Below are 25,314 nucleotides of genomic sequence, written 5' to 3'. Positions count from 1 at the left end.
TTTTCCGGCAGATTTTGTTTTTTAACGTAATTTCTTACCTGAAGAAACCGGATCGAATCCCAAATCGATTACATCGAAATGAGTATCGGAAGAAACCGTTCCGCTCCATTCTATCCGGTGATATTTAAAAGGTGGAGAAACAGGACGCATCCGTATTTGTCCCGACACAGTTCCGGTAATACGAAAACGATAAAGTAATGAATAATTTCCTTCTGACTCTTGCGCACCCCATACCTTGCAAACCAAATCTGCATTTTGCACCGTACAACGCAATGCGATGTGAGAAATACGTTTATAAATATCGGGCAATAATTTTATAGGTCGAGTTATTACACCTATTTGTATATCCGACTGAGCTTCGGAACACAAATCATACAGCTTACCGTTTTCATCTCCGGCAAGCAAACCCGGATAGAGATTATACAAATATTTCCAATCAATAATACGGCAGTACCAACTCGAAAAAGATAATCCGAATACATAGCAAAAATGATAATCGGCATTCAAGAAAATAATTTCCTGCCGGATATAATTATATCCGGCGACACATTTTCCTTGAATATATTTTCTAAACGGAACGGAAGTCTCCGATAATAATATAAAATCACTATCGGACGAATCTTGAGGAAGTGCATCCGGAACGCCGCTAAACACAGGAGAAAGTAAGTTGGACTCTGCTCCCTGCAAAGCCATGACTCCTTGTTCGGATAGATAAACGACGGCATTATCTATCGGAACAATCAGATTCGAAGATAAGCAAACTTCCCGATTTACAGGATGTTGATTACTGTAAAGGACTCCCTCACTCCCCTGCTGCAAAGCCCATATACCTTCTGTCGTAAACACATATAACGGAAACTCTCCATACTGACCTTGTGACAAGGCTGCCGTAGCAGCCGCTAAGTCGGTAATTTCTCCTCCCGATAAAATATAAGTAAACTCTTGAGGAAATACAAAAGGATTATTTATTTGCGATACTCTCAACTTATTGGGAGCATACTCAACAGCATTCGTCTCTTCCGGAATCTTACCTTCATCAGGTTCGGATATTTCAGAAAAAGTAATAGGTTTTAAATCCGGAGAAATATAATAAGCCATATTCTGATCTTGAGAAGATTTCAAATCGACTGTTATCCCATATTGTTTTCCTTCGACATCGTCACATATCCTCACATCCATTTTATATGCCCGGCTGTCAGGATAAGAAATCATAGCCGAAAGACCTTTGAGAGACATAGGAGACTTAAAAGAATTTACTAGATGTCTCTCTCCGTCAGAACCGTTCATATACACTTCGATATATCCCCGTTGTACATCGATATCGATCAAATCGATTCCATTATAGCGATTCTGTGTCAAAGCAAAAACAGAAAGAGGAAAACCGCTGGAATAGTACATAGATATTCCTCCCAGATGTAATCTTCCGTTATACACATAAGAGGTCTTTGCCGTAATACGGTGATGAGAAAAATTATCCAAAGGCAACAAATCTTGTTGTTCGAGATTATTCAAATCACAGCTATATTCCAATGAAAAAGGATTATTAATCTGTTCCTTTCCGGAAAGAGATGCTACTTTAAAGAATACAACCTCTTCCGCCAGTTTCCGTCTGATCTCCTCCTCTGTCAATTGCGGCACATCGAAAATAATAATCCGAGTCTGTTTGCCACCAATATTCCGTATCTCATACCGATAGTCATTTTCTGTCATAGCAACCTGCTTGACCACCGGTATTTCTTTTGAAATAAACACATCTATCCCGGTAATAATATCCGCCCATTTAGATAAATCGCACTTGCCGATATTATAATAAAGCGACTCTCCCCTTAAATTGAATTTATTTTCGACAAATCTCCTCAAATATCCATCTTCTAATTCGCAAAGTGCTTCAATATTATTCAACGTATCGGCTTTATCCGATTGTAACATGACAACAGGCGGAGACGGAAGAATATAAGAACCGTCATACATCCGGAGTGCATACCTCACCAAAAAAGGATGTGCAAAATAACCGTCCGAAAGCAATTTACTCTTACATTTACTATACGTGCCATATATCCAAGAAATAAATGCCCTCTTATCCGTATCGGAAAGACGACAAATACCGTCATCTTGTGTCTCTACTTTCAATGTATAAGTATCGAATATCTCGGTACTCTGAATGCTTCCTCCCAAATAAAACGATATTTCGGGCATATCCGGACGTGTCCCCAATATCTCATAAATTCCGTTTCTGTACAATAAATAAAATATTTCCGTATCGGTAATTACAACAAGCGTATTCCCGACCGACTCTATTCTCAACAGTCCGGAGATCTCACACAATGCCTCCAATCCCGTCGAAAAAACCTCTCCATCCTTTTCTTCCGCCTCAAAATAGAGATTCGTGCCGTCATACGAAATATAGTGTTTATAGGCTTCGTTACAATGCAAAAATATGACTTTACGAGAAGTTTCTTCCGGAGTATATAGTAAGCGGGGTTCTCCGACAGCTTCCCAAATACCGTCTCTGCATCTCAAGTTCACGATCCGGCTACACTCCCCGTCGCTACACATTGCCGGAGGTAACTGATGCGACATACCCTTAATTTGTAATCTGTTCTGTTGCATAATATTATCTTTCAATTTCTTTTTCGGTAAAAATAGAATAGAGAACATTCCGGCTCGTGGGATATTTATAAAAAAGAATTCGTTCCGGCAAGATTTTATAATTATCGCATAAAACCGGAACGATTCAATATTTTTTTTGCAATCGAGAAAGTAAACCCCGAGCCTGTTTAAAATTCTTTATAATACTCCAATACAAAAAGGGCTTGAACAGGCTCTCCGAGTTATAACCGTAAAATAAAAATCATTATGGATGAATGCAACTACAAAATTTTTAACAACAACCGGTTAATGCCGAAACAGGAAAAGAAAGAAGAAAAAGAAGACGAAACATTCGACCGCTCTCAATACGAAATTTTATGGATGGCAAAAAAGGCATGGGAAAATATAGAACCATACCGCAGACGTCGCAGACGAAACAGAAAATATACATTCGGACAACAATGGAGCGATAAAGTAACATTACCGGACGGAAGAACGATAACCGAAGAGCAATATTTGAAAGAACAAGGAAAAGTTCCTTTAAAAAATAATCTGATCCGCCAACTGATAAAAAACGTTATCGGGCAATTTCGAAGCAATCAGACTCAACCGGTATGTATTTCCAGAGACCGGAACGAACAGCAATTAGGAGAACTGATGAGCATAGCCCTCGAATATGTTTATCAACATAACCGAATGTGGGAAATCGACGGTAGGACTCTCGAAGAATTTCTGATCTCAGGAAGTTGCTTTCACAAAATAGTTTACGGAAAAAGGAGAAATAAAACGGATGTATGGATCAATGAAATAAATCCGAACCGAATCTTTTTTAACAATATGGAAGATAAACGACACTGGGATTGCACAATGATAGGTGAATTGCATGACGTACCTATCGCAACGATTTTATCCAATTTTTCAAGAGGTTCTCGTAAACGGGCTTCCCGCCTCCGAGAGATTTACAGCAATGCCAATCAAGAAGAACTATACCGTCAATATTCAAACCTGACTACGGAGCGGATCGACAATCTCGACTTTCTGATTCCGGGAGAAGACCATCTCTGCCGAGTAATAGAAATATGGAGGCTCGAAAATTGCGAACGATTGAAGTGCCATGACACTTTGAACGGAAGATTTTATAAAGAAGAAATAGACCGTTTGCCTGACATCGAAGCAGAAAACAGAAAAAGAATCTCCGATGCAGAAAAAGCAGGAATCGACAGTAAAGACGTACCTCTTATTCATACCGAATGGTTCATCGACCAATTTTGGTATTATCGTTTTTTCTCTCCTTTCGGAGACATTTTGGATGAAGGAGAGACCCCGTATTGGCACGGAGAACATCCTTACAGCATGCGACTTTATCCGCTTATCGACGGAGAAATTCACTCTTTTGTCGAAGACATCATCGACCAGCAAAGATATATAAACCGACTGATTACATTGGTTGATTTTATCATGGGATCAAGTGCTAAAGGTGTATTGCTTTTCCCGGAAGATCAAGTTCCCGATGGAATGACCATCGAAGATGTAGCTGAAGAATGGACACGATATAACGGGATCATCCTATTCAAACCAAAACCGGGAGCACCTCTCCCACAACAAATTGCAGTAAATTCGACCAATGTAGGCGCTTATGAACTTCTAAACTTGCAAATGCGACTGTTAGAAGATATCTCAGGCGTACATGGTGCTATGCAGGGGAAAGACGCTCCTTCAGGAACTCCTGCCTCCCTTTATGCACAACAAACCCAAAATGCATGTCTGAATCTCATCGACCTATTCGAGTCTTACAAAACCTTCAGGGAAGACCGCGACACGAAAATGATGAAAACCATTCAGCAATTTTATGATGAAAACCGATATTTGGAAATTGCGGGAGATAAAGCTACTGAAGGACAAATACTCGCCTCTCCGGATAAAGTTCGTAACGCCGAATTCGACATATCCATCACCGAATCCGTTTCCTCTCCGGCATATCGGGTAGCATCGAACGAATTTTTGCTGGAACTGTTCCGAATGGGACAGATTTCTTTGGAAATGCTCCTTGAAAACGGTTCATTCCCATTTTCCGACCGCTTATTACAAAGTATAAATAAATTAAAACAAGAGACTCAACAACAAAATTCCAAAGATACTCTACCACTCAAAAAAACAGAGAATATTTAGACTCTATTCCAATACGTCAAATGAGAAGGTGTAATAAACACTACACCTTCTTTCCGTAATTATTAAAAAATATATTTTAAATATCTATTAAAACCTGTCTCAATTTTACTCGGGTCAGGTTTGAGAGTTTCTTTCGAGGATGTTTTCCTATTTTTATAAGGAGGATAGCGGGCTATCTGACAAGGGAAAACGGGAAAAAAGACCGGAAGAAAACGCAAAAATGACCTGATAATATTTTCTTGTATAGGAAAATTTAGATAGACTCTTAGTATTTCAAAAAATTCGTATATTTAGCAACTAAAAGAAAGGGATTATTTTGATATTACTGAATATCGATCATGAAAAACAAATTTGATAATACAACTATTTTCAGGACACCGGACGGTCGATCTTATCTCGTCCCGTTTATTTTGGTCACCAGTTTGTTCTTGTTATGGGGATTTGCTCACGGATTGCTGGACGTGCTGAACAAGCATTTTCAACTTGCATTCACCATGACAAAAGCAGAATCGGGATTAGTACAATTCTCGACTTATATCGCTTATTTTCTTATGGCTATTCCTGCTGGTATCTTCATGAAAAAATACGGATATAAAAAAAGCATCATTCTGGGTTTATTACTTTTTGCAACCGGAGCATTTTCTTTTATCCCGGCAGCACTCATGCACTCTTCCGCTCCGTTTCTGATCGCATTGTTCATAATCGCCTGCGGTTTGTGCATTCTGGAGACAGCAGCAAATCCTTACTCAACGGTTTTAGGTCCTAAAGAATCGGCCGCACAAAGAATAAATTTGTCCCAATCATTCAACGGTCTGGGCTGGATACTCGGGCCTTTGGTCGGAGGTGCTCTGATTTTCGGTACTCCCGAAGGAGACTCCTCCGCTCTTACCAAACCCTATATTCTTGTGGGCAGCATCGTTCTGGTAATAGGTATTTTATTTTTCTTTACGAAGCTTCCCGAAATCAAGGAAGATGATGAAAAAACTCCGGTTACGGAAAATATTCCGGACAAATCGATTTGGAAGCACCGTCATTTCGTACTTGCCGTAATAGCTCAGTTTGCCTACTGTGCCGCCCAAACCGGCATATTCAGTTTCTTTATCAATTACGTTACCGAACAAGACCCGAGTATCGATCCTGAAAAGGCATCGAGGTTTCTGGCTTTCGGTGGAATGACTTTATTCATGGTAGGAAGGCTTTCGGGGAGTATGCTGATGAAATGGACTACGCCCAATAAACTGCTTGTCCTATTCTCTTTGATTTCATCCGTATGCATGCTTCTGGTAATTCTCGCTCTGGGAAGAATATCATTATATGCCCTATACACGACCTTCTTCTTTATGTCGATCATGTTCCCTACGATTTTCGCACTCGGGCTTTCGAACATGGGAACTCTTACCAAAAAAGCTTCGTCATATATCGTTATGGGTGTAGCAGGTGGCGCTTTCAGCCCTATGCTTATGGGATTGATCGGAGAGAATAACATGGCTGTCGGATTCATCGTCCCGTTCGTTGCTTTTATATATATTTTGTTTTTTGCAGCCAAAGGTTATCGCTCGTAAATAAGAATACGACTATTATCGCCCAAACTTGTTTAAATTTTCGGATAAAGAAATTCTCAAGCCAACCCGAACAAAATTTAGACAGGTGCAGAGCGAACAGTCAGAAAATTAGACAGATTCTCAACAATTCTTCTTATCTTTGTCCCCGTATCGGTTCGAGATGCCTGTAACAGGATATCGATGAAAAGGGAATCCCGTGAAAGTCGGGAACAGTCCCGCTGCTGTAATTCTCCTATATTTACGGTAAACTACCCCCCTGCCACTGAATAGAATTATTCGGGAAGGCGTTTGCCCACAGAGATAAGTCAGAAGACCTGCCATACACACAAAATGCCGTTTCTTGCGAGGATGAGACCGGCAATACAAAAAATTTCAGTGAATGCGTAATTTCCGATTTTGCGACCCTGCTTTATTGTACGGGATAATCTTATGGTGGATTATTCTGCCGATTCGCATATCCGGACAAACGAACGCCAAAGTCGATACGACAAAAACCTACCAACTAAAGGAAGTCGTATTCACCGGAAAAACGATAAACAGAGATGTATTTCCGGCACAAACGCTTTCAGGCAAGCAATTAGAAAGACTCAGCGTGCATTCTGTCGCAGATGCGATCCGATACTTCTCGGGAGTACAGATAAAAGACTATGGCGGAATCGGCGGATTGAAGACCGTCAACATCCGAAGTATGGGAACAAATCATGTGGGTGTATTTTATGACGGTATCCAATTGGGCAATGCTCAGAACGGAACGATCGACCTGGGACGTTTCTCATTAGACAATATGGAAGCGATCACCTTATACAACGGACAGAAAAGCAGTATCTTTCAACCGGCAAAAGATTACAGTTCGGCAGGTTCGGTTTATCTGCAATCCAGAACTCCACGCTTTGAGGAAGGCAAAAAATATAATCTGAAAGCAACATTCAAAACCGGTTCGTTCGGAACGGTTAATCCGGCAATTCTTTGGGAACAAAAGCTGAGCGAGAATATAAGCGGATCGGTAAGCGGTGAATACCTCTATACCACGGGACGATATAAATTTACGTACCGTAAAGAAGGCGGATATGACACTACTGCCGTACGGCACAACGGAGATGTAAACGCTTTACGAATAGAAACCGGACTTTTCGGAAAAATAAAAGACGGTAACTGGAGAACAAAACTCTACTTCTATAATTCAGAACGAGGTTATCCGGGTGCTATTGTCAGAAACAAATTTTCCAATGAAGACCGGCAATGGGACTCGAACTTTTTCGTACAATCGTCATTCCGAAAAAGTTTTGCAGAACGTTATCATCTTTTAATCAGCAGTAAATATGCGTATGATTATCTCCATTATTTAGCAGATCCGAGAAAAGACGCCTCCGTCACATACACAGACAATCATTACTGGCAACAAGAAGTTTACTTATCGGCAGCCCAAATGTATTCTATATTCGATTTCTGGAACATCAGTTTATCGACAGATTTTCAATGGAATAAACTAAACGCCGATTTGATCAATTTTGCCTATCCGAGACGTTACTCGGGATTGATAGCGATAGCTTCTTCTTTTGAAATGGAACCGGTAAAATTACAGGCAAGTCTGTTGGGGACTTTCACAAAAGAAACCACATCTTCTGCAGTCGTACCGGCCTCACACAAACCGCAATATACCCCGACAATTATTGCATCTTACCGTCCATGGAAACATATCGGATTAGATATAAGAGCTTTCTATAAAAAGATCTTCCGAATGCCTACTCTGAACGATTTATACTATACATTTATCGGCAATGTAAAGCTAAACCCCGAATATACGACTCAATATAATGTCGGTGTTACATACAGCAAAAGCTTCAACGGAATATTACGCATATTGGAGATACAAGCAGACGGGTACTACAACCAGGTGCGGGACAAAATCGTCGCAATGCCGACATCCAATTTTTTCCGCTGGACAATGGTCAACTTAGGAAAAGTAAAAATTAAGGGAATCGACATTGCCGCCAATGCAGGATGGCGATTCGGGACACAATGGAGCATCGACACCCGCATAAATTACACTTACCAGAAGGCACAGGACTACACTTCTACCGACGATCTTTATTACAAAGGACAAATTCCGTACGTCCCCCTGCATAACGGATCGGCAGTCATCAATGCCGGATACAGAAACTGGGAACTGAATTACAGTTTCATATATACCGGAGAACGATATGCTTCGAGAGCCAATACCGAAGAAAACTACGTTCTTCCATGGTACACAAGCGATTTATCTCTATCGAAAAATCTCCGATGGCACAAAACCGGAATAAGAATAACCGCCGAAATCAACAACTTATTTAACCAACAATATGAAGTCGTGCGTTCTTATCCCATGCCCGGCACTAATTTCAAACTGATATTGAATGTTACACTTTAACCGGATAATTTTATGAAACGAATGAATATGCAAAATATTTACCGTATCTTTCCACTTATATTTTTGTTACTGACAAGCTGCCGGGGCGATGAGCCTGTTCCCGCTCCACGAGAAATCACCGTAAGTTCGGGATTCTATCTGCTCAACGAAGGAAATAAAGGTAATAATATGGCTACTCTCGACTATTTCGACTACACCAATAATACCTATTATCTGAACATATATGCAGAGAGAAATCCGACTGTAGTCAAAGAATTGGGAGATGTCGGCAATGACCTGCAGATATACGGAAACAGACTATATGCCGTAATTAACTGTTCTAATTTTATAGAAGTTACAGACCTGAAAACGACAAAACACATCGGTATGATCCAAATTCCGAGTTGCCGCTATATCGTTTTCCACAAAAACAAAGCATACGTATCATCGTATGCCAGCATAGACGGAAGCGATTTATACGCCAGACAAGGATATGTTGCCCAAATAGATACCGCCTCTTTACAAGTCGAAAAGAGAGTTGCCGTAGGGTCACAACCGGAGGAGATGGTCATCATCGGAGATAAATTATATGTGGCAAATTCGATGTGCGTTTCGACCGGAGAAATGGATCATACGGTTTCGGTAATCGACCTGAATACATTTACCGAAATAAAAAAAATAGATGTTGCGGTAAACCTGCACCGGATGAAGGCAGATCGTTACGGTTACATTTATGTCTCGTCCAGAGGAGACTATTATGACGGGAAGTCCGATCTTTATATGATAAACAGTCGTACGGACGAAGTAGAAGGTCCTTTATCGATACCTGTCAATAATATGTGTATATCAGGAGACTCCTTATACATTCTTGCAAAAGAATTCAATTATATTACAGGATATGCAGAAAGTGTTTATGGAATCATAGATACCCGTACTCACAAAATCCTTACCCGAAATTTCATATCGGACGGAACCGATACTCAGATAGATATGCCATACGGTATCGCCGTAAATCCTATCAGCAAAGAAATATTCGTCACAGATGCTAAAGATTTCATTACACCGGGAAAAGTTTACTGTTTCTCTTCTGATGGAAAAAAGAAATGGGAAGAAATAGCCGGAGAAATACCTTCGAACATTGCATTCGTATTAGAAACCAAAAAAACGGACAACTAACAATATAATGATTTATACTACTTAATCGGAGAGAAGCCCATTTAAACAATATTTCTATAAAGCCTATCTAAATTTTGTTCAGATAGGTTTTGAGAATTTCTTTTGAGTTTTGCGAGGGGTAATAGCGGAATATCTGAATGAAAACAGGAAGACAGACCGAAAGAAAGCGTAAAGATAATCTGATAGATTTTTCTTTATTGGAAAACTTAAAGCTCCTAAACAAGGATAAAATAAGCCCGATACTCAATCCAAAATATAACGGATTCCCGAACGTTTTTTTAAATCGGCTATATCTTCCAAAGAAAGCTGGTTATCTCCGATATCCAAAACTGAAATTGCAGGAGAAATTTTAAATGATCGCAAAGCGTTATGTTGTGTATATAAATAGGTTAAAGAAGAACATAGACTTACATCGAGAACCGGCAGCATATTATCGGAACAGTCGAGATAGAGCAAAAATTCCTGATTTCCTATTTTCAAATTGTTTAACGTATTATGAGAACAATCTAAAGAAACCAAATAAGACAACCCTGATACATCTAACTCCTCGATCCAGTTAAAAGAACAATCAAGGTGTTCGAGCCATTTGCAAAAAGAGACATCAATATTCTCCAGACAACATTTCGGAACACGCAATTCATTGATGCATTCTCCGCAAATACGTATTACATATTCTCCCTTTCGGGTATATGTATGGATCATATTTTTATCGCAAACACCATCTCCCCAGTCGATCATAAAATCACGTGCCGATACAGAAAGTTCGATTTCGGAATTTTCCGGAATTAAATATGTAATAAGAGTAATTACACCAAAAGTTGCGGCCTTCTTATTAACAACAGATGTTTGTCTCCTATAAATTAACGGCAAGATTTTCATATCACAAAAAATATGATTTCTAACACAATACCCAATAAACTATTTAATTAGTCCAAAGATTATTAAACTCAATATAATTGCCTATTACTTTAAAAACATATAAAATCTAATAATCAGGCATTTTATTGTTAAATCAGACAAATATACAAGAATTATTTATGAATTTCATCAAAAAAATTAAGAAATCAAAATACTAATAAATTGGTATAGCGAATAATAATTTCGATAACTAAGACAAATATCTAAAAATCAAAGACCAACATTTCATAATACCGTATTATTATATTATTTAAGAGCCTGTCTTAATTTTCCGACAAAAAATATGATCAGTTCATTTTTGTGTTTTCTTCCGGTCTTTTTTCCCGTTTTCCCTTGTCAGATAGCCCGCTATCCTCCTCGTAAAAACAGAAAAACATACTCGAAAGAAAATCTCAAAACTGACCCGAGTAAAATTTAGACAGCCTCTAAGATTTTCAGAAACAAGTAAGACGAAATTATAAAATACGACATATATTTGTATTTATTAATTGAATTGAAGCTTTCTCTAAAGAAAAATCCGACTTCTTTTCTGACAATAAAAATATGAAAAACCGTATAAAAGCTTTATTAATCTTCTTGTGTTCTTTCTATAATCAAAAGATACAGGCCGCAGGTATAATTTGTCAAATTTCAGAAATCCATTATCACTCATTCACATTATTCACGTCTGTTTTTTTCGTTCTTTTTATTCTTTTATCAAAACGCATAAAAAAACAAAACCGAATTATATCGGAACAGAAAAAAGAGATAGACTCCGCTAAAATCATCTCTGATGCTGTCTTTGGAAATATTTATTCCTATGTCCTTTTGGTAGATCAGAATCTTATCGTTCAACGTACCAATTATTACACTTTATCATCGACAGACGATTCCGGAGAAAAAAAAGACATAGGAGACTTGCTGATGTGTGTCAATGCCCTATCCGCAGGATGCGGAAAAAGTAAAGCTTGCCCCGATTGCCCGATACGAAAAGCCATAATTGCAGCTTTTAAAGAAAAGAAAGATTTCAGCAATTTAAACATAACTCTGAATCTTTTGATTTCAGAAAACCAAGTAACTCAAATTGAGGCATTAATATCAGGAGCTTATTTAATTCTTGAAAAAGAGAAATATTTGTTATTAACGGTTTTCGATACTACTCATCAAAATAAGGTTAAGGAAAAGATCGCAGAAAAACATGCTCAATTCTCAGTAACATTTAATACCCTCCCGGTGGCCATAGCAATTTGTAATCGAGACGGAGTCGTTCATGAGGTAAACGACTACTATCTCGAACTGATGGGTACAGAAAAAGAGGGTCTAATACAACGAGTCAACGTATTCAACAATCCCTGCCTTCCCGATACAATAAAAAATCAGATAAAACAGGGAGAGTATATTTCTGAAGAAGTCAGCTATGATTTTCAAAAACTGAACCGTACAGGGTATTTCAAAAGTATTTATTCAAACAAACAATATTACAAATTTACCGTCAATTATGTCAAAACCGGGAACGGACAGATAGAAAAACTGATACTGATATGGGTAAACAACACCCTTGTTCATAATACTCTAAAACAAAATAAAAATATTATGGACATGTTCAGATTTGTCTCCACTGCTTCAAAAATAGGTTTTTCATCTATAAATTTATTGAAAGAAGACACGATAGTCACTCCTGAATATTTTATTAACCTCGGCGAAAATAAAACCACTAACATAAAAAATATTATCAATAAATATTCAAACATACACCCAGATGACAGAGAATATCTATTATCTTTTTCTGAACGTGTATCTCATGAAAAAATCCCGGATATAACCTTTGATAAAGATATTCGCGTTTCCGATAGATCCGGAGGGTGGAGATGGATCAGACAGGTCTTAATCCAAAAAACTTTCGACCCGAAAAATAAAAATATCGAAATTCTCGGTATGAATATCGATATTACCCGGCAAAAAGAAATAGAAGAAAAACTGAAACGAGCTCAACAACAAGCCGAAAATTCAGACAAACAAAAGTCTGTCTTCTTATCGAACATGAGCCATGAAATCCGAACTCCCCTAAATGCAATAATCGGTTTTTCACGACTTTTGGCTGAAACCGAAACCGAAGAAAATGAAAAACAATCCTACATCGATATCATAAACAACAATAACCAACTATTGTTACAATTAATCAGCGATATCTTAGATCTTTCGAAAATAGAAGCAAATACTTTGGAATTCAATTATTCTAATGTAAACATCAACACCCTGCTCAAAGATATAGAACAGACCACCAGAATGAAAGCAGGAGAGAAAAATCCGGTCAAAATAATTTTCGAACCAGAATCCCCTCATTGCTACATATATACCGAGCGTAACCGCCTATCTCAAATTATTAACAATCTTCTGACAAACGCCATGAAATTTACAGAAGAAGGTTGTATCCGATTCGGATATAAGAGACAGGAAAGCGGAATATATTTTTATATTTCGGATACCGGGAAAGGCATTCCAGAAGAAAAACAAAAACAGATGTTCGAACGGTTCGTAAAACTCGATAAATTTAAATCCGGTACAGGTTTAGGTTTAGCCATTTGCAAAAGCATAATCACAAAGTTAGGCGGGGAAATAGGTGTAAATTCAAAACCGGGAAAAGGTTCTACATTTTGGTTTACATTGCCAGCGAACGCCATATATTTCTCAGGAAAAGATAAACAAAACGACACTTCGAGAACCTCGGATAAAAACTCGACAATAGATAAACAAGAGAATACTCTGAATATTCCCAAACATACTTTACTGATTGCTGAAGATATAGAAGATAATTATAGGCTATATGAGGTTTTACTAAACAAAAAATATAATCTCCTGCATGCTTGGAACGGACAGGAGGCTGTAGACTTGTTTACCAAACACAGACCGGACGCTATACTGATGGATGTAAGAATGCCTGTCCTTGACGGGTATGAAGCAACAAAAGCAATCCGAGAAATAGAACAAGATATTCCAATTATAGGTGTCACAGCCTTTGCTTTTTCAGAAGACAAAGAAAAAATTCTCTCTTCAGGATTCAATATGTGCATAACCAAACCCATTGTTTCCAAAAATCTTATGGAAGCGTTAACCGCCGTAAATGTGTAATTTCCAACTCTTGCAACTTACATAAAACAAAATGAAACGATTTTTATTCACTCCATTCTATTTTTCGGTTATTCTGTTATCTGTTCAATCACAATCAACGACATCCTGAATCTGCGAGAAAGACGCATCAGAAAAAGATGTTTTAATAAGATACAGTCATTGCAGTGACTCACAAATCGACCAATCTAGACAGTCTGGCAAAAAAAGAATATACCAAAGCCTTTGCCGCACGTTTACAGTAGATAAATCGTTTTGACTTAAAAATATCGCCTAAAATTTTTACATAAAAATAAAAAAACACATGACAACTTAATGTTAATATTCTTAACTTTGGAAATCTGTTGAATAATTCATGGAGGCAAACAAAAAGTACGACAGCCTCAAATCGGAAGGAAAAGACGCGCCCCATACCGAAATATTCTCCAGACAAAACATTACAAATAATTGTTGGCAAAAACAATTGGGTATCAAAGTATATCTTCAATTGACAAAATGAAAAGGATTCATTTCATAGCATTCAATATTATGGCTGCTATTTTTATAATAACAGTCGTATTAGGTACAAGCGGTTGTCATAAAAACAAGTCACAAACCGTTTATAACATTCTTGTCATCCATTCATTCGACTCGCTTTACACTTGGGGAAAAGACATTAAAGAAGGAATAAACGATGCTTTTTCCCGTCACAATCTTTCGGTAAAAATTCGGCATTTTTATCTGAATTGCGAAATGCTGGATGCACAGAAAGAATTAGATATTTTATCACGATTATTAGACGAATACACCTATAACCCGCCTCATATCATTCTGGTAGAAGACGACCAAGCCACCTTTTCGCTGATCACCAGCAATCACCCGATTACACATACTGTCCCCATTATTTTTTCAGGTGTAAGTTATCTAAATTACGACATACTTGCCGGATATAATAATATTACAGGCTTTGAATGCAAACGGGACTTTATCGCTTGCTATCAATTAGCCAAACGCATTATTCCCGACATTACGAGAATCAACATCCTAACCGATAGTACCACCTTAGGAAAAATCTCTAAAAAAGAATTTTTAAAACAATGGCAAACTGTTTCCCAAACAGAAAAAGACAAGATCAAAATAAGATTCATTCCATATCGTGAGATGAAAACATTTCGAGTATTATACCCTTTTTACAATGCAATAAAAGGAGATATTTTTATCTTACCTAAATGGGATTTTACAATATCTCAATTCTCCAATATTTCGGTACAACCATTTTTCACGATTTGTAATGAAGGAATAGGGAAAAATATAAACGGAGGTATTTTAGGAGGTATTTTTACACTCCCGTATCAACAAGGCTTCGACGGAGCTAATCTCGCCGCACAGATACTAAAAGGTCAGAAAACCATAACCAATGTTCCCCTGCAATATCATAAAGACCTTCCCGTTTTTGACTGGCCTCAAATAAAAAGGTTGAACATTTCCACATCCCAATTACCGGAAAACAGTTTCATATATAATATCCCAATACACGAAAAATACAAAACTGAATTTATTATCATAATCTTAACTGCATTCATACTGCTTTTTTTTCTGACATTTTTATATTTACTCGAAAAGAAAAAAAAGAAACGCATACAAGCCCGATTGCATAATAAACAGAAATTATTGGAACAAGTTTTACAAATCGGAAATTTTCATACATGGTCTTACGACCTCGTTACACGAAAATTCACATTCGACAAGCGTTTTTTCCAAAGTACAGGATTGCCGTTTACCGATAATTATAAAATAAAACGAATATCGTTAATCAAGAAAGTACACCCGGACGACCGTAGAAACGTTTACAATACTTTAGTGTCCTCTATATATGGAAGAGACACTAAAGTAGTTGTACAATTCAGAATAAGTCTTAGCTCTCCTGACGAATATGAATGGTGGGAAACTCATTTTTCTTTATCTCCGCATATATCTTATTCTAATGCTCAGATATACGGACTATGTTTCTCCATAGAACATATCAAGCAACGGGAAATGGAGCTTATCGTCGCTCGCGATTTAGCTGCAAAAGCTGAGCTGAAACAATCTTTCGTAGCCAACATCAGTCATGAAATCCGGACACCACTCAATGCGATTATCGGATTTGCCAACCTACTATCCGACGAGAATGCCTTCACTCCTGACGAACGGCAATCTTTTATAAAAACGATAAATCGAAACTGTGACATTTTGTTGAAATTAATCAACGATGTTTTAGAACTATCCAAGTTGGAAACAGACACAATATCCTTAGTTTCAGAACCTTGTAATATGGAACAAATTCTGGAACTCGTATATTCGCAACATAAAATGAGAATTCCCGAATCTATACAGTTTTCAATGGAAACTCCTCATAAACAAGTAATTTTAAGGTCTGATTCAATACGTCTGATTCAGCTTTTATCCAATATACTCGATAATGCAATAAAATTCACACAAAGGGGAAATATCACAATCGGATACAGTATCGATCACAGCCAATATCTTACCTTATTCGTAAAAGATTCAGGTATAGGCATCTCAGAAGAAGAACAAAACCTGATTTTCGACAGGTTTTATAAATGTAATGAATTTACACAAGGACCGGGGTTAGGACTTTCTATCTGTGCAGCCATCGCCCAACTGTTTGAAGCAAATATCAACGTAGAATCCAAACCGGGAGAAGGAAGTTGCTTTTCTATCCATATTCCGATACGTAAAGATGATCAGATTCCTCTTGGAGAAGATAAAGAAATAGAACCGCAATTTCCGACCAATACAGATCATAATACAGAAAATGACGAAAATCAATCTCAAAAAGCCACATTGTTAATAGCTGAAGATATAGAAAGCAATTTTCTTTTACTAAAAACGATAATAGGCAATAGATGTCGGATTTTATGGGCAAAAAACGGAAAAGAAGCTATTGAATTGTATCGGAATAATCCGGTAGATCTTATTCTCTTGGATATAAAAATGCCCGAAATGGGAGGTATAGAGGCGTTAAAAGAGATACGAAAATCATCTACCGATATACCTATAATCATGCAAACTGCATACGCATTCGATTCAGACAAAGATATTGCAATAGAAGCCGGCTGCACAGGTTTTATTACCAAACCGATCAATCCGGTGATAGTAAAACAAACAATCAGTAATTATATTTCAAGTATTATCTGGTAAATTATTCCGGAAATAAAAAAACGAACAATGAGATCTCATTACATGACAAATATACTAAGAAATTACAAACGGTTTCTTTACTGTTTTTTCACGACATTATTTATAGCTTGCAATTTCCCGACGCATATAACCGCATCTTCCGACAATACAGCTCCTATATTAATTATCAGTTCATATAATCCGGATACGCAATTCACAACCTCCAATATCATCTCTTTCAATGACACATACCGGCATCTTGGCGGGAAATCACCAATTTCTATTGAGAACATGAACTGTCAAAGTCTGTCAGGATCTCAAACTTGGAAAAAACGGCTTGAAAGTATCTTATTGAAGCACGCCCAATTACCCCCTAAACTGATTATTCTCATAGGTCAAGAAGCTTGGGCGTCATATCTATCCCAAGATACCCTATTATTCAAAAATACCCCCGTATTATGCAGCATGGCAAGCAGAAATGCAGTTCTTTTACCTGACAATAATCAAGATCTCAAACTTTGGAATCCTGAAAGTATCGATGTTTTCAAAGATATGCCGAACCGGAATATAAAGGCCGGATTTGCATACGAATATGACATAAAGAAAAACATCGAACTGATTATGAGTTTCTATCCGTTGACTCGTAATATAGCATTCATATCGGATAATACATACGGAGGCATCTCCTTACAAGCATTAGTAAAAAAAGAATTCAAGAATTTCCCCAACCTCAACCTTATATTATTGGACGGCCGATTAAAAACAATCTATTCGATCATTGAAGATATCAAAAATCTACCACCTAATACGGTAATTTTATTCGGGACATGGAAAGTTGACGCATCAAACGCTTTCTTCATAAAAAACGCCATATATACGATGTCTGGTGTTAATCCCAAAGTTCCGGTATTCTCAGTTACAGCATCCGGACTAAACAATTGGGTATTAGGTGGATACTCTCCAAGCTACCGACAGCAAGGCCCTGATATGGCAAAACAGGCCATTAATATAGAAAAAGGGAAAGAAGCCAATATCAAATTTATCCCCAATGAATATATCTTCGATTTCAACAAAATCAAAGAATTGGATATTCCGGTCAAAAAACTTCCTCGAAATTCCATTCTCCTCAATAAAGAGCTGCCGTTGTGGGAAAAATATCCCGTCGAATTCATCTCTACCATTTCGGTATTAATCATTCTGGTAATTGCTCTTTGTTGTACTCTATTCTTTTATTTCCGTACAAAAAAAGTAAAAGAACATCTGGAAATATCTGAAAAGGAACTTATCATCGCTAAAGAGCGGGCAGAAGAATCGAATCGGTTAAAAAGCGCTTTCTTAGCAAATATGAGTCACGAAATCCGAACTCCGCTAAATGCGATTGTAGGATTCTCTACTGTACTCGCCGAAGAAAATAAAAATGAAGAACAACAAGAATATATAGACATTATTCAAAAAAACTCGGATTTATTACTTCGACTTATCAACGATATTCTCGATTTATCGCGCCTCGAATCAGGAAGAGTTCAATTCAATTTTTCTCTCTGCGACATTACACGGTTATGCCGCGACCAGATCGCAATAATAAACCGAGTCAAAAAAAATACAATTGCTTACATATTTGAAGCAAACGAACAGCTTTCCATGGTAACCGATCCTCAACGACTACAACAAATTTTCATCAATCTGCTGAATAATGCCGGAAAATTTACCGATACCGGCACAATCACTCTTTCCTATAACATAGAACCTGATAAAAACAGAGTAATATTCTCTGTATCCGATACAGGTTGCGGCATTCCTAAAGATAAACAACGACAAGTATTCGAGAGGTTCGAAAAATTAAACGAATTTGCACAAGGTTCTGGGCTCGGATTGTCTATCTGCAAATTAACCATCAATAAAATGGGAGGAGATATATGGATAGACCCCGATTACACAAAAGGTTCTCGATTTTGTTTTTCTCATCCTCTTAATCTCAAGATGCCGCCGGAGAAGAAACATTGATTATTTTTATTCCGAACGGCAATTTATTAGAACCTGACCCGAGTAAAATTTAGACGACCGGTTCTAAGAGCTTGTCTAAATTTTGCTCGGGTCAGATTTGAGAGTTTCTTACGAGGATATTTTTCTGTTTTTATGAGGATGATAGCGGGCTATCTGACGAGTGAAAACGGGAAAATAGGCCGGAAGAAAGCGCAAAAATGATCTGATAATATTTTCTAATTGGAAAATTTAGATAGGCTCTAAACCAAGCAGATCAAATCGTTGCCTCTCCGATAGGAACAGAACCGGAAATTTTTGCTCGCACTTTTGTAAATCGGTACGGTAACGGCTCTGTATAACATATATAATTGCCTATACAACGTGTTATAAGAATATCATCATGATGACCATCCATCGCTCCGAAGCTCCCATTCGGTTTCCGTTCAAAAACATCATGTTCATAACACGCTTGAATATCCCTTTCTACATAACCGTTTTCTCTTAACATTTGAATTTGATGATTTACCACCATCGTTTTAGTAGAACGATTCATGTGAAATCCCCATTTAGACGGAACTTGAGAACGAATCATTTCAGCAGAAGAACGGGCATACAAATGAGTATAAGAATCGGCAATAGTATCCAGAATATATTCCGTATGTTCTCCATCCGTATGTTCCGTTTCTAAAGTATTACTTTCTATTACAAGCAATGCCCGGTGATAAAAAGCTGCAATCTGAGCAGATTTCCACGCCAACAGATCATGATCAATATGTCCTCTCCATTGGGCGACAATTTCAGGTACGCCTCCAAACAACATCCAATAACGGTCATATACGACAATAACCGAATAATCGGCTTTAGATGAACGTCCTCCGATATCGACAACGGCCAGATAGCGATCCTTTACAGACATATCGGAATCCGGAAAAGCCCAGATATGAAGGCGTCCTCCCGCCTCTTCCTTAAAACCGAGCCCTTCCAATGCCGACTTTCCGGAGAAAGCTTTCCCATAAACTTCTCCGACCTTATCTGCCGGACGACATGATTCCCTAAGTCTTTGCACCTGTCGTATATCGAACACTCGTTCTCCGGTATGGTTAAACGCCTCAACATCATCAGAGGGATACTCCGCCATCATATCGGCATGATCTCTATATTCTTTTCGTTTCATACGATACCAAGCTATCGCTTCAAGAGTCGCACCTTTATACCAAAGATCTTTTTCATAATCTGTCAAAGACGTTATCAATGCTTCGTAATCTTCTACCGGAACAGAATACATCTCTATTTCGAACCATGGTATGAATAAGAAGCGTTTATCACTCTCCCCTCTCTTCGCCCTCTCACATTCTTGATGAAAATAATTTCCCGTACCGTTTGCCGTACTTTCCATCACAATAACCGAATCGGGTAATAAAGCAACCGAACCACATACCGAACGAATCAACGCCTCAGGAGATTTCAACCGTGTATGAGGCCAGAAAGCTACCTCTGACAAATGTGCCATAACTGCATCCGATCCACGCACCGACTCCGGAGTTTCTGCCGACCCGATCGTGACTTTACAGCCTGTTTCAACAATTACAGAAGTATTCCCCATTTTCTCATACGGCTGAAACTTCAAAGGTTTATCTACATCTGCCAACCAAGTCGGATAATTTTCCAATAATTTAGAATACATTCCTTTAATATTTGCAGCAGCATCTTTTAAATGTGCGCAAATTACACTATTCCAATTCTTTCTATGTACCAACTGTATCCAAGCCATATACATTTGTACCAACGTAGAACCGCCCCATTGTCTTGCTTTCAACAATATAAGCCGGATGGGCAAACGCTTTGTTCTCATATCTTCAAGCTCTGAAAGTAGTCGGCGCTGAGGTCTATTGAGCCGAAACGGAACGTCGGAGTCTCCCGTCTTATTCTTAATTCTTACAAATAAAACCGCCCAAAATTCAAAATCGTATTTAATTCGAACTTTTACCCACCGTCTCCAAACCTCTTCCCGTACAATAGCCGAAGGGGATTCTTTCAACTCATTCAAAATAAATTTTTCTATCGAACCGTACCGACGTAAAAGTTTCACGAGCTCGACCTCTTCTATCATCTTTTCCGGAATATATTGTATCGGAATAGGAGCATCCGGAAGGTGAAAGCAAAAACGCTTCCCGACCGTGCTCCCTTCTCCTGTCTCAGGACGATAAGTTCTATTGATCTCTTTCTTTCGTCTCTCATTTTCAATCACCGTAATTTCCATTTCATCTAATATTTCCCGATAATTCTATTTTCCGCAAAATAGCACACCGAAAAACCATATTTCATGCGATAAATATAAAATCTACCGCAGACCGGCCAGCCGATCGAGCGTATCGGCTATAGAACACAATACCTGTCTTTCATCTCCAGACTCATTTCTACTCTCATGTTTCTCCAATATCTCAATACATTTGAGTAAATTGACTTCACTGGTACATTCAGGTATCATTTCTTGCAAACGTTTATAGCATAAATCCAAAATCTCACGCCGTTTTCCGATATAATCACCGACCGAAGCGCTTTTCTCCCCGGAAAAATCATTTTTTTTCATCATATCCCATACGATTTTATAATTATAACATCATACGGCAAATATATGAGGTGATATTTGTGTGCTGATGTTATAATAATAAATTCGTTCACTAACCAATTAAAAAATTTTAGAAGGAGAAACAAAAATGTTCGCATCAATATTCAATGGGATTAAAGCCCGAAAACAGAAAAAAGCAGCTGAAAAAGAACAAAAAAGCGCATTACAAGCCCTCGATAGTCAGCAAACGCAGTTAGATAACCTTTTCAACTCGGAATATTACGGAAATTACATAAATCGATCGGATAACCAAGCCTTACTAAAAAATCTCCGAAAACAGACTCAACAACTAAATCAACAGGCACAAACTCAGTCTGCCGTCACGGGAGCGACACCCGAAGCTATCGCCGCCCAACAAAAAAACAACGCTGAAACGATAGGCAACACATATAGTACGATTGCAGCAAATGGCGCACAATGGAAGAGTAATGTACTGAATAATTATATCAATCATTCGGCAGCAATAAATGACAAAAGATACAACACTTATATGAATAGCAGCAATATGTTCCGGAATGCATCGGAAAATGCTTTGCAGAATGTAGGTCGAAGATTGGAAAATCTGGATGATACAATATTAAGTATGGCAAAACTGTCGTCAGGGATGCTTTGAAAACATTTATCGGAAACGGCTCAAAAGATATGATAATGGAAAATAAGACAACCGAACTACAAAATAAAAAAAATACGGCAGCGATTTTCTCCGACATCAGGCAACAGGTAGAAGATGGGAAAGGTTTTCTCTCGGTATGTCGGGAAAATCGAAAACAAAGAAAGAGATCTGCCGCCCGTAAGTCAATTGATGATCTGGAATATGCTTTGAAACTTTTAGGGAAAAAACCGATAAAAGAAGAATCCGAGAAAAAAGAAAGGAGTTTTTACTGGAAAAAACTCATTCGGTTATTTGAACCGGAATCTGAAATGATAAACAAACAACATGACCGATGCAGGGAAAAACAAGAGTTACGAAAAAAGTTTCTCGAACTAACAGAATGGATTTCGGCCGTTCCGAATATTCATACAAAACTGCCAGTAAAAGGAATAAATACAAAAGAATTTTCAAAGGCATGGCAAAATAATGAAGAAAATGCCGATAAACAAAAATTCTTGCTTTTCAACTATCTTACAGCCCAAGGTATTTCTCCCGAAGAAGCCCGGATACAAATAGAAAACTTATTATTCGAAAACACTCAAAACAATACTCTCAATGAATAAAAACAATAGATGGGATTATATTGATCCTCAATTACAAAATATGTATAAACGACAAATAGCCCAGACAAGGGATAACGGTCAAAACACAAAAACTCAATCATCTCCGCAGGAACGACCGGAATATATCGATCCTGGTTTAATAAAGCGGACAATGGTCAACAACCCTCTGACCGGTCAAGAATGGAAAACACCCATTCCCTCACAAAAGCTATATCCGGCTATACCCTACCCGTCCATTCCCGAGACTCCATATAACAGAAAAATTTTGTCATCTTTATTAAACAACGATTCAGAAGAAAAACCTTTGACAAGTTTTAAAGATGGTCTGGCTCAATACGGGAAACGGTTAGCAAACGATTTCTCCTATAATTTCGGAAAATTAAAAAGCTGGTGGAACAATGAAGACGAAATGCAAGCTGCATACCAAAACGTACAAAAAAATTTCGGCAGTTTATCTTCTGTAAACAATGAAGATTTATTAAAAGAAATCGAGCGGAACAAACAAGAAATTTCTGAAAAAAACATCCGAAAACCCGACAAAAAGTTCGATTGGAATAATAACGAGCTTTATGATCCGGAAACCGGAGCTGTTAATGAACAAGAGTATATGAATACAAAAGCCCGATACATCGATGCTTTAAAAAATATCATGGAGATGAAATCGGACGGCTTATCCCCTCAGCAAATAGAAAAAGAAGTGAATGATTACATCATCAACGGAGGCGAAGGAAAAAAACAAATGAGCAAAGCTTTAGAACAAAATGATAGTTTCAAAGAAACCGAAGGTTGGGCAAAAGTTGCCGAAACGGGTGCAGGAATAGCTCAGCAAGCCCTACCCATAGCCGCAGGACTGGTCTTTCCACCGGCAGGAGTCGCTTTGGGTGCAGCCAATGTCGGCAGTTTAGCGGCACAAAGTCATGCTCAGGCACAGATGGACATAGACCGGTATGAAAAAGAAAACGGTGAAAAAGTACCGGATTGGAAACGTGCTGCTTATGTGGGTTCTTATACAGGAGCTGATTTGCTCATAGAAGGTCTTATGCAAGGCAGATATTTAAACAAACTCTCTGCTCCTTTGAAAGAATCGATGCGAAAAGGGGTTGTTTCCCAAATGATGAAAAGCCCACAGGCTTCCAAAGAGCTAACCGATTTGCTTAAGAATTACAAACATATCGACTTGAAGAAACTGGCAGCAGAAGTCGGTTCGGATGCTGCTATGGAGGGATTGAGTGAAGCTGGCACTTCTGTTGCTCAAGATATGGCAGCCCGCATTTATTTGGATAGAGAAAATTATCCGGCATTAAATGAAATTCTTCAAAATGCAACCCGTTCCGGTATAGAAGGAGGAGTTTTCGGAGGAGCATTAGGCGGCATAAGCCATACCGAAGGAAAAGCAGTGCAACATCTTAGAAGAAAAAACAATGGAAAAGTAACAATACTCAATACCAAATACGGAGAGCCGATGGAAGTAGTCGGACAAACCGAAAACGGTTTGTATAAAGTTATTACACCGGAAGGGAAAGAAGAACTCATATTTCCTGACTTCGCAGAAGGCATATATTCTATTCCTTATGAAGATTACAATCGAATCACCCGTAGCAGCACGGATGAGTACGAAAAAATGCCATCTGTGATAGAACAGAATAAAAATCTGAGGAAAGAAGATCCCGGATTCAACATTTCGATCGTCAATCCCGATAATCCGTGGTTGAACAAATACGATACGCAATTTCAAAGGGACAGACGTCGACAGGAAGCCGAAAAAATAAGTAAGGAACTTGGCATTGATGCTCAAATATTTGACCGACAATCGGAACTTCCTCTCGATATACAGCAAAAACTACCGGCTAAAGATGTCTTACCGGGTTATTTTTCTCCCGAAAATGATCAGGTGAACGTTATATTAGACAACATCCACTCTGAAGCCGAACTTAAAAAAACATTGATACGTGAAGCTGTCGCCAAAAAAGGAATACGAGCTTTATATGGAGAACATACCGATAGTTTTTTGGATCAGGTATTCCGATCAATGCCTTCAGAAGTCAGGGAAACTTACCAAAAAAATAACAGATCAAATCGTAAAGCTGCTGAAGAATACCTGTCCAATATGGCTGAAAAAGGGATTGACAATCCGGGATTATGGAGCAACATTCGGTCATATACCCGACAAGTAGTAAGGGATAAATTAGGACAGGACTTCGATTTTGACGATAACGAATTGCAATATATCTTATGGAAAGCCCGCAACCGTATCACAAACAAAGATACGATGAAAGAGATGCTGAAAAAAAACAATAAAGAACGACAAATACAAGAATCGATGTTCCCGACTCAATACCCGCCCAAGAATAAAAAATAACTGCAACCTTCATAATTACAAAACGGGAAAGACTGTAAATCGCCTTTCCCGTTTTGTCACT

General features: G+C 38.1%; 14 protein-coding genes and 1 riboswitch. Of the genes, 10 read left to right on the top strand and 4 right to left on the bottom strand.

Features of this window, described 5'->3' with window-relative positions; genetic code table 11:
* Positions 1-21 precede the first annotated feature (21 nt).
* Entirely contained in the window at positions 22-2,610 is a 2,589-nt protein-coding gene (locus Q0093_RS02925; protein ID WP_297928384.1) for a hypothetical protein, read from the bottom strand.
* A gap of 246 nt (positions 2,611-2,856) precedes the next feature.
* On the opposite strand from Q0093_RS02925, the gene Q0093_RS02920 reads away from it, so the two are divergent.
* The 4 genes from Q0093_RS02920 (at position 2,857) to Q0093_RS02905 (ending at position 9,882) form a co-directional block, all read left to right on the top strand.
* Positions 2,857-4,758: a hypothetical protein gene (locus Q0093_RS02920; RefSeq protein ID WP_297928383.1), complete on the top strand. Its 1,902-nt coding sequence runs from the start codon at positions 2,857-2,859 to the stop codon at positions 4,756-4,758.
* A gap of 338 nt (positions 4,759-5,096) precedes the next feature.
* Positions 5,097-6,320, top strand: a complete 1,224-nt coding sequence (locus Q0093_RS02915; protein ID WP_297928382.1) for a sugar MFS transporter — start codon at positions 5,097-5,099, stop codon at positions 6,318-6,320.
* A gap of 134 nt (positions 6,321-6,454) precedes the next feature.
* Positions 6,455-6,657, top strand: a riboswitch (cobalamin riboswitch).
* Between the two features lie 42 nt (positions 6,658-6,699).
* Positions 6,700-8,727 (top strand): TonB-dependent receptor, encoded by a 2,028-nt coding sequence (locus Q0093_RS02910; RefSeq protein ID WP_297928381.1) that lies wholly within the window; start codon positions 6,700-6,702, stop codon positions 8,725-8,727.
* Between the two features lie 12 nt (positions 8,728-8,739).
* A complete protein-coding gene (locus Q0093_RS02905; RefSeq protein WP_297928380.1) occupies positions 8,740-9,882 on the top strand; it encodes a DUF5074 domain-containing protein in 1,143 nt (380 codons plus the stop codon).
* Positions 9,883-10,125: 243 nt separating this feature from the next.
* On the opposite strand, the gene Q0093_RS02900 is transcribed toward Q0093_RS02905, so the two are convergent.
* Positions 10,126-10,761: a hypothetical protein gene (locus Q0093_RS02900; RefSeq protein WP_294177103.1), complete on the bottom strand. Its 636-nt coding sequence runs from the start codon at positions 10,759-10,761 to the stop codon at positions 10,126-10,128.
* 582 nt (positions 10,762-11,343) lie between these two features.
* Between Q0093_RS02900 and Q0093_RS02895 the strand changes: the two genes are divergently transcribed.
* The 3 genes from Q0093_RS02895 (at position 11,344) to Q0093_RS02885 (ending at position 19,071) form a co-directional block, all read left to right on the top strand.
* Positions 11,344-13,908 carry an ATP-binding protein gene (locus Q0093_RS02895; protein WP_297928379.1) on the top strand — a complete coding sequence of 855 codons (2,565 nt, stop codon included), beginning with the start codon at positions 11,344-11,346 and terminating at the stop codon, positions 13,906-13,908.
* A gap of 492 nt (positions 13,909-14,400) precedes the next feature.
* The gene (locus Q0093_RS02890) at positions 14,401-17,088 is read left to right on the top strand and encodes an ATP-binding protein (RefSeq protein WP_297928378.1); all 2,688 of its coding nucleotides are present in this window, start codon (positions 14,401-14,403) and stop codon (positions 17,086-17,088) included.
* A 27-nt stretch (positions 17,089-17,115) separates the two neighbouring features.
* Positions 17,116-19,071 carry a HAMP domain-containing sensor histidine kinase gene (locus tag Q0093_RS02885; RefSeq protein WP_297928377.1) on the top strand — a complete coding sequence of 652 codons (1,956 nt, stop codon included), beginning with the start codon at positions 17,116-17,118 and terminating at the stop codon, positions 19,069-19,071.
* 253 nt (positions 19,072-19,324) lie between these two features.
* Here the strand turns inward: Q0093_RS02885 and Q0093_RS02880 are convergent, their stop codons facing one another.
* Together Q0093_RS02880 and Q0093_RS02875 are read right to left on the bottom strand one after the other, a co-directional pair.
* Positions 19,325-21,310 (bottom strand): hypothetical protein, encoded by a 1,986-nt coding sequence (locus Q0093_RS02880; protein WP_297928376.1) that lies wholly within the window; start codon positions 21,308-21,310, stop codon positions 19,325-19,327.
* 81 nt (positions 21,311-21,391) lie between these two features.
* Positions 21,392-21,643: a hypothetical protein gene (locus Q0093_RS02875; RefSeq protein WP_297928375.1), complete on the bottom strand. Its 252-nt coding sequence runs from the start codon at positions 21,641-21,643 to the stop codon at positions 21,392-21,394.
* 124 nt (positions 21,644-21,767) lie between these two features.
* On the opposite strand from Q0093_RS02875, the gene Q0093_RS02870 reads away from it, so the two are divergent.
* Genes Q0093_RS02870 through Q0093_RS02860 form a run of 3 tightly spaced genes read left to right on the top strand, consistent with a single transcriptional unit; the run spans position 21,768 to position 25,253 of the window.
* A complete protein-coding gene (locus Q0093_RS02870; protein ID WP_297928374.1) occupies positions 21,768-22,292 on the top strand; it encodes a hypothetical protein in 525 nt (174 codons plus the stop codon).
* A gap of 35 nt (positions 22,293-22,327) precedes the next feature.
* Positions 22,328-22,894 carry a hypothetical protein gene (locus tag Q0093_RS02865; RefSeq protein WP_297928373.1) on the top strand — a complete coding sequence of 189 codons (567 nt, stop codon included), beginning with the start codon at positions 22,328-22,330 and terminating at the stop codon, positions 22,892-22,894.
* Complete coding sequence (locus Q0093_RS02860) at positions 22,887-25,253, top strand: hypothetical protein (protein ID WP_297928372.1); 2,367 nt, start codon at positions 22,887-22,889, stop codon at positions 25,251-25,253. Before Q0093_RS02865 ends, Q0093_RS02860 begins: the two co-directional genes overlap by 8 nt.
* Positions 25,254-25,314 lie beyond the last annotated feature (61 nt).

The sequence above is a fragment of the uncultured Coprobacter sp. genome (assembly GCF_947855755.1).
Classification (GTDB): Bacteria; Bacteroidota; Bacteroidia; order Bacteroidales; family Coprobacteraceae; genus Coprobacter.
Note: the sequence above shows the minus strand (reverse complement) of the source record. Positions and strands in the feature narration are given on the sequence as shown.